This is a genomic window from Haloarchaeobius pelagicus (assembly GCF_051207375.1).
Taxonomy (GTDB): domain Archaea; phylum Halobacteriota; class Halobacteria; order Halobacteriales; family Natrialbaceae; genus Haloarchaeobius.
In genome coordinates, this window is record NZ_JBPJZD010000003.1 from 454,757 (window position 1) to 466,686 (window position 11,930).

The window sequence follows — 11,930 nt, forward strand, 5'->3', positions numbered from 1 at the left end:
CGTCGACACCCAAGTGAGAACGGTTAGGTAGCGGGCCTCGAATCGACAGATATGGCAGACGAGGACGACCAGTCGACCGTCGCTGGCATGAACCGGCGACGCGTGGTCGGGACGCTCTTCCTCGTCATCTTCATCGACCTCCTCGGGTTCGGCATCCTCATCCCCGTCATCCCGCTCTACGCGAAGGCGTTCGGAGCGAACGAGTTCACCGGGAGCCTGCTCATCGCGACCTACTCCCTGTTCCAGTTCGCCGGTGCGCCCCTCCTCGGCCGCCTCTCTGACGAACGTGGTCGTCGTCCGGTCCTCCTCATCTCGCTGTTCGGGAGCGTCCTCGCGTGGACCCTGTTCGGCATCGCAGGCGAACTCGGCCCGGTACTGGGTGCGACGAACGGCCTCATCGTGCTCTTCATCGCCCGCGCACTCGCCGGGGCGATGGGTGGCAACATCGCGACCGCGAACGCCTACATGGCGGACATCACGCCGCCGGAGGACCGCGCGAAGGGGCTCGGCATCCTCGGGGCGGCCTTCGGCCTCGGGTTCGTCTTCGGGCCGGCCATCTCCGGCGTCGTCTCCAGCGGGGCAGCCCTGGCGCTCTTCCGTGACGTACTCCCGGCCGCCATCCCGGTCACGGAGTTCACGATGCCGTCGTTCACCGCGGCCGTGCTGACCGCAGCCAACCTCGCCCTCGCCGCGGTCGTTCTCCCCGAGCCGCCCCGGCGCGAGCCCACGACTGCGGCCGGAGGCGACTCTCGCCTTCGCCAACTCTACGACGCGGTCACCTCGCCGGACATCGGTTCACTCGTCATCGCCTTCTTCCTCGCCAGCTTCGCCTTCTCGGCGTTCGAGAGCCAGTTCATCTTCCTCACGAACGACAAGCTCGACTACGGGACGGCCGAGAACGCCGTCTTACTCACCTACATCGGCGTCCTCATCGCTATCGTGCAGGGCGGGCTGGTCGGCCCGCTGACCGAGCGCTTCGGCGAGTACCGACTCGCACTCGCCGGCACCGGTATCCAGGTCGTCACACTGCCGCTCGTCCCCTTCGCCGTGACCTCGACCGTGTTCCCCGCTCTGGGACCGGTCGAGTCGGGCGCGGTCGCGCTAGCCGCGGTCTCGACCCCGCTCGCGTTCGGCAACGCCCTCACGAACGTCTCCCTGAACGCGCTCGTCTCGCTGAACGCCGGGTCCGACGAGCAGGGCGGCGCGTTCGGCCTCACACAGTCCGCGGGGAGCCTCGCTCGAACGTTCGGGCCCGCGCTTGCAGGCTTGCTGTACGTCGCGGTCGCGTACTGGACTCCGTTCCTCGTCGCTGGCGTGCTGTTCGTCCCCATCCTCCTGCTACTCGGCCGGATCGCCCGGGAACGCGTGCAGCCCGTGGCTGGCTGAGGGCCGACGACCGCGCCATCGATGACCTGTCGACGGAGAAGAACTGTTTTGTCGATACGCGCCAACCGGGGGAACGAATGAAACAGGGTCGTACCCCGCCCGCCCCATCGGGCCTCCCGCTGGTCGGCCACGCTGCCTCCTTCGCCAGCGACCCGTTCGGCTTCATCGAACGGTCGGTCGAGTCGACCGGCGACGCGTTCCAGATGCGCTTTCCGGGCCGAGACGTCTACGTCCTCGCCCACCCGGACCACATCGAGACGAGCCTGACGAACCGTGAGGCGTTCGCGAAGCTCGACGACTTCCAGGTCGCCTTCGGCGATGCACTGCTCGCGGTGGAGGGCGAACAGTGGCGACGACAGCGCCACGCGATGGAGCCGTTCTTCAGCCCCACCCGTATCCACGAGTACGCCGAAACCATGGTCGACATCACCGCGGACCGGGTCCATGGCTGGCCCTCGGGAGAGACGGTCCGCATCGACGAGGAGATGAAATCCCTCGCCCTGCACAACCTGTTCGAGGTCGTCCTCGGGCAGTCGCTCTCGGAGGCAGAAGCCGACGACCTCGCCGAGACCGCCTACGCCCTCAACCTCTGGTTCGAACCCGCCACCTGGGCACTTCCGAACTGGATTCCGACCCCGGCCCGGCGAGGCTTCCACCGGGGTGAACGAGAACTCCGCGACCGGGCGCGACGCATCCTCGAGAACTCGGGTGACGGGGACGCCGAAGACAGCCTCCTCGCGCGACTTGCGGCGCTGCGCGACGACCCGGACTCGGGCTTCGACGAGACCGAGGTGCTCGACCAGGTCGTCGGGATGATCTTCGCCGGCCACGAGACCACCGCCCTCGCGATGACGTACGCGCTCCACCAGCTGGCCGCACATCCCGATGTTGCGGCCCGGTTCCACGCCGAGCTCGACGAGGTCGTCGACGGCAGCCCCACACTCGCGGAGTTGCAGGACATGGAGTTCCTCGACAGAATCATCCACGAGACGCTGCGGCTCTACCCGCCGGTCCACGCGATTCCCCGGGTGATGCGAGAGCCGGCCGAGGTCGGTGACTACGTCGTTCCGGAGGGGTCCGACGTCCTGCTCTCTGTCTGGAACGTGCACCACGATTCGCGGTTCTACGACGACCCGTGGACGTTCGACCCGGACCGCTGGGCGGACACGACACCACGGGCACGCGGGTACGCCTACGTCCCGTTCGGTGCCGGGCCGCGGATCTGTATCGGGCGTCACTTCGCCCGCCTGGAGATGAAGGCCGTCCTCGCCACGGTCGGCCAGCGGTATTCGCTCGACGTCGACGACGACGCGGTCGAGGTCGACCCACAGATGACGCTACAGCCCGCGGAGCCGGTGCTGGCGAGGGTCGAGCGACGAGAGGAATGAGACCAGCCATGGACGACGTCTCCGACGACCTGTTCGTGAGTGGAATCGAGGCGGCCGGCGACCGGGCGCAGCTACAGGCGAACGACATCACCGCGGTCGTCTCCGTGACCCACGAGTCGCCCGATGGTGGCATCCCATCCGGGCTCGACCATCGACACCTCCCGATGATGGACGGCCCCAGGAACGACCGCGAGGCGTTCGAGCAGGCCGTCACAGAGACGGTGGAACTGCTCCAGGCTGGCGAGCGCGTCCTCGTCCACTGCTCGTGGGGGTCCTCGCGTAGCGCGGCCGTCGCAGCGACGGCGGTGGCGCTCCACCGGGACCAGGACATCGGCGACGCGTTCGAGACCGTCGCGGCAGGAAGGAAAGAGGTCGACCCGCATCCCGAACTGGTCCGCCGGGAGGTGTCGGTCTGGGCCGACCGCCGGGGCTGAGCGGGGACGCGCCTGTACTCAGGCCCCCTCGCGCAGGTCCTCGACCACGGTCACGATTTCTTCTAATGATGCCCGGCCGGGTTCAAGGACGACCGCAATGTCGTGCTCGCGGCAGAAGGCCAGTACGTGGTCGAGACCCTCTGCGGCGTCGTGGCCGGCCCTGGGCAGACCATCGTCGACCGGGTGATTCAGATGGACCGCGCGGACCCGCTCGCCACCGGTCGCGTAAAGCGTCGTCAGGACGGGTGCCCAGGGGTCACTCGCCGGCACCGTCCCGTCGAGCCCGGACAGGTTCTCTGCGACGAACTGACGAAGGTCGTCCTCGACGCTGGCAGCCATATCTGCCGGGGCCCTGTCGAGGACATCGGCGATGACCGTCTCGTCGACCGCGGCCTGGCATCTGTCCGTATCGACGTGTGCCGTGTCCACGAGCAGGTGCGTATCTGCTAGGCGGTCCACCTGGTCGGTCAGCATCGCCACGAAGGCGAGTTCCTCCGGGGCGTGGAAGTACGACGCGTCGGGCGTGTTCTCGACCGCAATCGGGAAGCCGGTGAGGTCGGTGACGGTGGCGAATCGCTCGACCTGCTCGCGGTAGTCGAACCGCCGTACCGTATGGACGGTCAGCCACTCGGGGTCGACAGCCTCGCCCAGCCCTCGATGGATGAAGTCGGTGATGGTGCCGGTGTTGCCGGGCGCGATGGCCATCCCGTGCCGGCGGTTCGTCCCGGGCGGGAGATGGATGCTGCGAATCGAGTCGGTGTCCACACCCTGCTCGCGACAGTGTGCCGACACCGGTTTATCCGAGAGGAGCGCGTCGACGTGCTCCCAGTCGAGTTTGAGTTCCACGCTGTCTGCCCGGCTGGCGATGGCTCCGAGAGACGCCGGATGCGACGAGACGGAGACCGACAGGAGCGTCATACTAGAACAGTCGTTTCCCCGATAATAAGCGACCGGGTGGTGTGCGACACACCCTCGTGCCACAGGGAAGGCTACGCCCCGGGGATGACGACCGTGTGCCCGTCCACCTCCACCATGCCGCCTCGACATCGCATACCTCGTAGTTGAAATCAGCGGACACGATGGCCCGGCCGCCCAGGAAACGTCGCGCTACACGGGCACTGGCTCAGAGACGGAAGAGAACGAACCGCGGTGAACCCCTATTCGTCCGAGCGCTTCCCGGGCTGCCACTCGCCGTCGAACTCGCGGTGGGTGTACGGCTTCGCGTTCTCGCCGGCGTAGTCGCCGACGATGTGGCCGTCGCCTTCGAGGTGGTACTTGTAGGTCGTCAGGCCTTCGAGCCCGACCGGGCCGCGGGCGTGGGTCTTCCCGGTGCTGATGCCGACCTCGGCACCCAGGCCGTACCGGTAGCCGTCGGCGAACCGGGTCGAGGCGTTGTGGAACACGCTCGCGGAGTCGAGGCTCCGCATGAACCGGGCCGCCCGTTCCGAGTTCTCGGTGACGATGGACTCGGTGTGCTTCGAACTGTATCTCGTGATGTGGTCGATGGCGTCCGAGAGCGAGTCCACGACGCGGATGGAGAGCACGAGGTCGCCGTACTCGGTCGACCAGTCCTCCTCGGTGGCCTCCTCGACGTCCACGAGTTCGCGGGTGCGCTCGTCGCCGCGAACCTCGACACCGGCCTCCTCGTACCGGGCAACCATCTCGGGCAAGAAGTCGGCCGCCACGTCCGCGTGGACGAGCAGCGTCTCGACTGCGTTACAGACTGCGGGGTACTGGCACTTCGCGTCGTAGGCGATGTCCGAAGCCATGTCGAGGTCGGCCTCCCGGTCGACGAAGACGTGACAGACGCCCTCGGTGTGACCCAGCACCGGAATCGACGTGTTGTCCTGGATGTACTCGACGAACTGCGAGCTTCCGCGGGGCATCAGCAGGTCGATGTACTCGTCCATCTCCAGCATCCGGTCGACGTCCTCGCGGGCCTCGATGAGCTGGGCCCACCCCGCAGGCAGGTCTGCGGTCGCCTCGCGGATGATGTCGTACAGCACGCGGTTCGAGTGGGCGGCCTCGCTGCCGCCTTTGAGCATCACCGCGTTCCCCGATTTCATGCTGAGCGCGGCGATCTGGACCAGGGCGTCGGGCCGGGACTCGAAGACGGTCCCGATGACGCCGATAGGCGTGCTCACCTTGTAGAGTTCCAGTCCATCGTCGAGTTCGCGCGCCGAGAGCGTCTTCCCGAGCGGGTCGTCCTGATTCGCCACGCTTCTGACCATCTCGGCGATGCTATCGAGTTTCGAATCCGAGAGCTTGAGCCGGTCGACCAGCGCCTGAGTGTACTCGCCCTTCGCGAGCAGCTCCTCGCCCGCCTCGACGTCCTTCGCGTTCGCCTCGAGTATCTCTTCGTGGCGGGCGTCGATGGCGTCGGCGATGGCTCGCAGCGCCTCGCTTCGCGTCTCGTCGGACAGCTTCGCCAGTTCGAGCGACGCGGTCTGTGCCTCCTGCACCTGTGCCAGTGTGTCGTTCTCAGTCATCGGTGTCACCGTTGATGGGAAGGAAGATGGTCCCGACCGACTCCGCGTTCGCGATCCGTTCGAGGACGGCGGGTTCGGTCGATTCCGCGATGATGGCGGGGATGCCGTGTTCGCTCACGTCGCGTGCGCCTTCGACCTTGGTCCGGATACCGCCGAACCCATCGGTCGCGCTCTTCGCGATGATGTCCTGCACCACGTCGTAGTTCTCGCCGACGGCCAGAATACGTTCCGCCTCCGGGTCGTGCTTCGGGTTGCCGGTGTAGACGCCCGGGACGTCGGTGAGCGTCACCAGCAGGTCGACGTCGACGCCGATGGCGATGGACGCCGAGATCATGTCGTTGTCACCGATCTGGATCTCCTCGGTTGCGACGGCGTCGTTCTCGTTGATGATGGGGACGATACCCCAGTCCAGCAGCGTCTCGATGGTGTTCCGGAAGTTCGTGAACCGCTCCGGGTTGTCGAGGTCCTGCTGGGTGATGAGAATCTGGGCGATGGTCAGGTCGTAGCGCTCGAAGCTCTCGGTGTACCGCCGCATGAGGTGGCTCTGGCCGACCGTCGAGAGGGCCTGCTTCTCCTCGACGGTCCGGTCCGTCCGGCCGAGCCGCCCGGCCCCGGCCCCGATGGCACCCGAGGAGACCAGGAGCACTTCCTTGCCGCGCTTCCGGAGGTCGTAGATGTCGTCGACGAGCTTGTCGAGCTTCGCGTCGTCGAGGTTGGAGTCGTCGTCGGTCAGCGAGTTCGTCCCCGCCTTGACGATGACGCGCTCCGCCGCGGCGGCCTGTTTTCGCACCGCGGAGACGACGTCGTCGTCGACCGGGGTGCTGTCTATCGCCTCAGTCATCTCTGAACTCCTCTGCGAGTTCGACAGAGCGTTTGCGGGCGGCCTCCACCGCATCCATGACGGCGGTGTCCGCGTCGCTGGCTCTGAGGACCTTCATGCCCTCGATGGTCGTTCCGTTGGGCGAACAGACCGCGTCGATGAGTTCGTCGACGCTCCGGTCGTCCTGCAGGACGATCTCCCCCGCACCCTTGAACGTCTGGGCGGCGAGCACCTCGGCCTGCTCCGGGTCGAGCCCGCTCTCGATGCCGGCGTCCTTCATCGCTTCGAGAAGATAGAAGACGAACGCCGGGCCACTGCCGTTGACCGCGGTCGCGATGTCCATCAGGGACTCGTCGACCTCGACGAACGAGCCGACGGCGGCGAGCATCTCGCGAACCTCGTCGGTCAGGTCGTCGGCGACGGCCGCGGCAGCCATGTCGCCGTAGGCGGCGGCGATGTTCGGCATGACACGAACGACCGTGGCGTCGGTTCGCGCCTGGACGTACTCCCGGCGGACGCCGGCCGCGAACGAGACCAGCGTCTGCTCGGGCGAGAGGTCGATAGAATCGAGCACTGGGCCGACGATGTCCGGTTTCACGGCGACGACGACGATGTCCGCACCGGCAGTCGCCGCCGCGGGGTCGTCGGTCGTCTCTTCACAGTAGTCCGCGACGCGGTCACGAGCGTCGGGGTCGAGGTCGCAGGCCGTCACGGAATACCCGCCAGCCTTCGAGAGACCCTCTGCGAGGGCGCTCCCCATGTTGCCACAGCCGATAATACTCACGTAGACCATCCTATACCCTGTATATGTCGCTCATCGCGGATAGAGACTTGGGTACTCGCAGGATTTGGGAGGGACGTAAGTCGGGGACTGGAATGTCACTCCTCCGTCGTCGGTCCGTCACTCTCGGGCGTTTCCGGGGCGGCCTCTTCCGACTTCGCGCGCTCGCTCCGGAACAGTTCGACGAGGACCAGCATGAGCACGAGCTGGACGATCTTGTCGAACAGGGCGAGGGTGTCGTAGACGTTCGGCCACCGGAGGACGAAGTACAGTACGAACTGCAGGCCGGTGTAGAAGATACCGACGATGTACAGCGGTAGCCGGGGGTAGTCGAGGAAGAAGAGCACGATAGCACCCAGGAACCCGAGCCCGGCGAGGATGAACATGACGCCGAGCATCCCCTCACCCAGGTCCTCGACCCCTTCGTACAGGTGGACGAGCGCCGTGACCAGAACGAGCAATACCGCGAGCGATTCCATCATCGTCAGCGACCGGTATCGGGCGGCCATCCGGGAGCGAACTGCAGGCATACCCGTAGGTAGGCGTCGGTGGAGCAAAAGGTCGTAGAACCCTCAGAATCCAGTTGAAAGCCCTTCTCGCCAGCGTTCAGCCGATGCAGGACGGTAGATGGAACAGCAACCAACCACTTTATTACTCAGCAATAAAACCAAGTGGTATGCAGCTCACAGACAGCGACTTCGCCCACTACCAGCGCGAGGGGTACGTGGTGGTGGACGGACTGCTCGACGAGTCGGTCGTCGAGCGAACGAAGCGACGGCTTCAGGAATACGTCGAGGGGGACCGTGCGGAACGGGAGTTCAGTCGGATGCTCGAACCGGAGGCGGACTCGCTCCCCGGGGACGCAGAGGGCGATAGCGAGCCAGTCCGGAAGTTCGAGGGACTCGGGATGGTGCGCGAGGACGATGCCTTTGCGGCGCTCGCCGAGCACGACGGAATCGTCTCGGTGGTCCAGCAGCTCCAGGGTCCGAACCTGAAACTCCTGCGGAGCGCGGCGATGCTCAAGCCGCCCCGGGTCGGGAGCGAGAAGAAGTTCCACCAGGACGCGGCGTACTATCCAATCCATCCGATGGACCACGTCACGGTGTGGGTCGCCCTCGACGAGGCGACGACGGCGAACGGCTGTATGCAGGTCGTGCCCGGCGCACACACGGACGGTCTCATCGAACACGAGGCGCTGGAGTACGACACCGACATCACGCTGACGGGGCGGCAGTACGGCCCCGAGGACACCGTGGCGCTCCCGATGGAACCGGGCGACGTGCTGTTCCAGCACTGCCTGTTGCCCCACTACACCGCGCCGAACACCACCGACGACTGGCGGCGCGCGTTCATCCTCGCGTACATGCGTGGTCGCTCACGGTTCACCGACGAGGAGCCGCCCGAGTGGGTCGACAGCCTCCACGTCACCGGCGACGAGTTCCCGGGGTGTGTCTGAGATGGCGACGAGTGACTCCGGTGGCCGGTTCGACGCACTGCTCTCCCGGATGGGCCCGACGTGGCTGGCTGGTGCTATCGCCGCCGGGCCGGCGACCATGGCCAGCCTGCTCACGGCGGGTGCTGGCTACGGCTACACCCTGCTCTGGATCGTCCTGCTCTCGGCGCTGCTCGGTGCGACCGCACAGTTCCTCGCGATGCGACTCGGGTTGCTGACCGAGGCGGGTATCGTCTCCGTCGTCGAGGACCGGCTCGGTTCGAGATGGGCGTGGCTGCTCGTCGGCGACGCGGTCCTCGCCTCCGGGCTGGCACAGCTGGTCATCATGAAGACGGTCGCGGACGTGAGCGCGACCATCACCGGTATCAGCAACGTGGTCTGGGCGGTCGTCTGGGGCGTCGTCCTCGCGGTCGGCCTCGCCGGCGGCGGCTACCGCATCGCCGAGACCGGCGCGAAGGTACTCGTCTCCCTCGTCGTGCTCGCGTTCGTGGCCTCGCTCGTCGTCGTCCCGGTCGACCTCGGCGCGGCCGCGACGGGGCTCGTCCCACAGATTCCGGCCGGAACGAGCGGCGCGCTCGCCGCGGCGGGCATCCTCGGCGGCGCGGTCCACATCACGCTCATCACCATGCAGTCCTACACCATGCGCGCCAAGCAGTGGACCAGTGACGAGTACGACCTCGCGGTCACCGACATCGGCGCATCGATGCTCGTCGCCTTCGGGGTCTACAGCCTCGCCATCTTCCTCGTGGCCGCGGGTGTCCTGCACTCCGCAGGCTCCGTCTCCGCTGAGGGCTTGACAGCGACCGCGGCCGCACAGGCCCTCGGCCCGCTCGTCGGCGAGAACGCGAAGTGGCTGTTCCTGCTCGGGCTCTGGGGCGCGGCCATCTCCACCCTCGGCGGGAACACGACGGTTCCGCCATACCTGCTGGCCGATAAGCTCGGCTGGGAGACCGACGTGTCCGACTCGCGGTACCGAGCCGCTATCGTCGTGACGGCCCTGGTCGGCATCGGCGGCGTCTTCCTCGGCGGCGCGTTCTTTCCGCTGCTGGTGCTGGTGCTCGCGTTCGGGCTTGTCGGGACGCCCTTCGCCATCGCCCTCGTGCTGTTCCTGCTCAACGACCCCGAGACGGTGTCGGAGACGAACTCCGTCGCCGCGAACGTCGCCGGGCTCGTCCTCATCGGCATCACCACCGTCACGGCCGGATCGTTCCTGCGCGGGCAGGTCTCTGCGGGTCTCGGTGACCCCATCACGCTGTTCGTGGTCATCTTCGCCGCGGTGCTCGGCGTGGCGACCCTCGGGTTGCTGGCGCTGTTCGTCCGGGACTGGGGCAGCCGCGAGCCAGCCGCACAGGAATCGCTCGACTGATGCCCGACCTGCCGTTCCCGCTGTCCAGTTCGACGCTCGTCGTGGGTCCCTCGAACACCGGGAAGACCCGGCTCACGGCGCAGGCGCTGGATTCGTGGGTCACAGAGCACGGCCCTGAGGGTGTCGTCGTCCTCGAGTTCGCCCCCGAGGTCGAGCGCGACGGCGTGCTCCTCGGTGGCCGGCTCTCGCGGTTCACGGAAGTTCCGGACGACGCCTGGCACGGGGTACTGGAGGCACATGCACCGCGGTCGGCAAGCGAGTCAGAGGAGGAAGCACGAGAACTGGCTTCGGAGAACGCGGCAAACGCTGGCCGGTTGCTCGATGCAGCGCCGGCGAATCCGACCGCTGTCTTCGTCAACGACGCGACCATCGCGCTACAGGCTGACGCCGACGCGACCGGGCGGCTGACGAGCTACTGCGACCGGGCAGACGTGGCAGTGCTCAACGCCTTCGAGAGCGACGAACTCGGAAGCGACGACGCGGTGTCGCGAAATGAACGTGCGGCACTACGTCGGCTTCGGGCGTGGGCAGAGCGGGTCGTCGAACTCGGGTGACCGAACCCCCGGAATCAGTCGCTTACCACTCCATGCCGCCGTTGACCCCGAGCACCTGCCCGGTCATGTAGCTCGACTGGTCGCTGGCGAGGAACCGGACGAGACCGACGATGTCCTCGGGGTCGGCGAACCGGTTGAGGGGTATCTTCGCGCGAATCTTCTCCCGGACCCGTTCCGGGACCTCCCCCAGCATGTCCGTCTCGGTGAACCCGGGGGCGACGCAGTTCGCCGTCGAGTCGTGACGGGCGAGTTCCAGGGCGATGGTCCGCGTGAACGCGATGAGACCACCCTTCGAGGTGGCGTAGTTCGCCTGGCCGTAGTTCCCCTGCTGGCCGACGACGCTCGAGATGTTGATGAGCCGGCCACCGTCGGTCGACTTGATGTCCTCGTAGAACGCCTTCGTACAGTTGAACGCCCCGTTGAGGTTGACCCCCATGACCTGATTCCAGTCGTCGTAGGTCATCTCCTCGAAGGTTCGGTCTCTCGTGATGCCGGCGTTGTTGACCAGGACGTCTATCTGGCCGAACTCGTCGTGGACTTCGTCTGCCATCCGTTCGACCTGCTCGGGGTCAGAGACGTCCGCACCAACAGACATCGCATTGCCCTCGTTCGCTTCGATGACCTCGGTGACCTCCGCCGCACGCTCCTCGGACGAGTTGTAGTTGACGACGATATCACCCCCACAGCGGGCGAGTTCGAGCGCGATCTGCCGCCCGATACCCCGCGACGAGCCGGTGACGACGCAGGTCTTCCCCGCGAGGGGGGTTCTGTCCAGTGGCTCCAGCCGCTCCATCCTGAGAGACATACTCTATCACACAGCGGAGAGGGGCAAAAATCGTTTGCTGTATTATCACAACTCTGGAAAGACACTCCGTCAGTCTTCGACCGCGGTGAACCGAACCCCGAGTGCGTACTCCGTCTCGTATTCGGTCGCAGTCTCCTTCTCAGTCAGGTCAGGAGCAACCAGGTGATTCCGACCAGATACGCAGTGCCAACCAGCGAGCACAGCGGGCCACCGGCGAGCCAGAAGACCCGGAGTACCTCGTCGTTGTCGGTCAGCCCGAGTGGGCCGAAGACGTACCGGAACGACCCGAACGTGAGCTTGTCGTACTGCCGTCTGGCCGCCCGACGCGTCTGCATCACCCCGCCGTAGAGGAGCGCGAGACCGAACCCGTACCCGACCACGAGTCGTCCGAGGAACACCAGGTCCATCCGGGTCGACCGTCTCGGACCGACGACAAGTCAGTTTCGCCAGGGTG

13 protein-coding genes are annotated in these 11,930 nt (G+C 66.5%); 6 read left to right on the top strand and 7 right to left on the bottom strand.

Features of this window, described 5'->3' with window-relative positions; translation table 11 throughout:
• Positions 1 to 51: 51 nt before the first annotated feature.
• From ACSC1S_RS20130 to ACSC1S_RS20140, 3 genes are all read left to right on the top strand, one after another.
• Positions 52 to 1,386 (top strand): MFS transporter, encoded by a 1,335-nt coding sequence (locus ACSC1S_RS20130; RefSeq protein WP_435365879.1) that lies wholly within the window; start codon positions 52 to 54, stop codon positions 1,384 to 1,386.
• Between the two features lie 77 nt (positions 1,387 to 1,463).
• Complete coding sequence (locus ACSC1S_RS20135) at positions 1,464 to 2,774, top strand: cytochrome P450 (RefSeq protein WP_435365880.1); 1,311 nt, start codon at positions 1,464 to 1,466, stop codon at positions 2,772 to 2,774.
• A gap of 8 nt (positions 2,775 to 2,782) precedes the next feature.
• A complete protein-coding gene (locus tag ACSC1S_RS20140; protein WP_435365881.1) occupies positions 2,783 to 3,208 on the top strand; it encodes a dual specificity protein phosphatase family protein in 426 nt (141 codons plus the stop codon).
• Between the two features lie 18 nt (positions 3,209 to 3,226).
• Here the strand turns inward: ACSC1S_RS20140 and ACSC1S_RS20145 are convergent, their stop codons facing one another.
• The 5 genes from ACSC1S_RS20145 to ACSC1S_RS20165 all read right to left on the bottom strand — a co-directional run bounded on the left by ACSC1S_RS20145 (position 3,227) and on the right by ACSC1S_RS20165 (position 7,828).
• On the bottom strand, positions 3,227 to 4,126 hold the full coding sequence (locus tag ACSC1S_RS20145) for a hypothetical protein (protein ID WP_435365882.1): 900 nt from the start codon (positions 4,124 to 4,126) through the stop codon (positions 3,227 to 3,229).
• 239 nt (positions 4,127 to 4,365) lie between these two features.
• Positions 4,366 to 5,697 carry a glutamate-5-semialdehyde dehydrogenase gene (locus tag ACSC1S_RS20150; RefSeq protein ID WP_435365883.1) on the bottom strand — a complete coding sequence of 444 codons (1,332 nt, stop codon included), beginning with the start codon at positions 5,695 to 5,697 and terminating at the stop codon, positions 4,366 to 4,368.
• Entirely contained in the window at positions 5,690 to 6,538 is an 849-nt protein-coding gene (gene proB / locus ACSC1S_RS20155; RefSeq protein ID WP_435365884.1) for a glutamate 5-kinase, read from the bottom strand. The genes ACSC1S_RS20150 and proB overlap by 8 nt, the downstream gene beginning before the upstream one ends.
• Positions 6,531 to 7,310 (bottom strand): pyrroline-5-carboxylate reductase, encoded by a 780-nt coding sequence (gene proC / locus ACSC1S_RS20160; RefSeq protein ID WP_435320384.1) that lies wholly within the window; start codon positions 7,308 to 7,310, stop codon positions 6,531 to 6,533. Before proC ends, proB begins: the two co-directional genes overlap by 8 nt.
• Before the next feature lie 86 nt (positions 7,311 to 7,396).
• On the bottom strand, positions 7,397 to 7,828 hold the full coding sequence (locus ACSC1S_RS20165) for a DUF7475 family protein (protein ID WP_435365885.1): 432 nt from the start codon (positions 7,826 to 7,828) through the stop codon (positions 7,397 to 7,399).
• Positions 7,829 to 7,974: 146 nt separating this feature from the next.
• Between ACSC1S_RS20165 and ACSC1S_RS20170 the strand changes: the two genes are divergently transcribed.
• Genes ACSC1S_RS20170 through ACSC1S_RS20180 form a run of 3 tightly spaced genes read left to right on the top strand, consistent with a single transcriptional unit; the run spans position 7,975 to position 10,671 of the window.
• On the top strand, positions 7,975 to 8,754 hold the full coding sequence (locus ACSC1S_RS20170; RefSeq protein ID WP_435365886.1) for a phytanoyl-CoA dioxygenase family protein: 780 nt from the start codon (positions 7,975 to 7,977) through the stop codon (positions 8,752 to 8,754).
• 1 nt (position 8,755) lies between these two features.
• The gene (locus ACSC1S_RS20175) at positions 8,756 to 10,117 is read left to right on the top strand and encodes an NRAMP family divalent metal transporter (protein ID WP_435365887.1); all 1,362 of its coding nucleotides are present in this window, start codon (positions 8,756 to 8,758) and stop codon (positions 10,115 to 10,117) included.
• The gene (locus ACSC1S_RS20180) at positions 10,117 to 10,671 is read left to right on the top strand and encodes a hypothetical protein (protein WP_435365888.1); all 555 of its coding nucleotides are present in this window, start codon (positions 10,117 to 10,119) and stop codon (positions 10,669 to 10,671) included. Before ACSC1S_RS20175 ends, ACSC1S_RS20180 begins: the two co-directional genes overlap by 1 nt.
• 22 nt (positions 10,672 to 10,693) lie before the next feature.
• Here the strand turns inward: ACSC1S_RS20180 and ACSC1S_RS20185 are convergent, their stop codons facing one another.
• Positions 10,694 to 11,476, bottom strand: a complete 783-nt coding sequence (locus ACSC1S_RS20185; RefSeq protein WP_435365889.1) for a beta-ketoacyl-ACP reductase — start codon at positions 11,474 to 11,476, stop codon at positions 10,694 to 10,696.
• 143 nt (positions 11,477 to 11,619) lie between these two features.
• Entirely contained in the window at positions 11,620 to 11,883 is a 264-nt protein-coding gene (locus ACSC1S_RS20190; RefSeq protein WP_435365890.1) for a hypothetical protein, read from the bottom strand.
• Positions 11,884 to 11,930 lie beyond the last annotated feature (47 nt).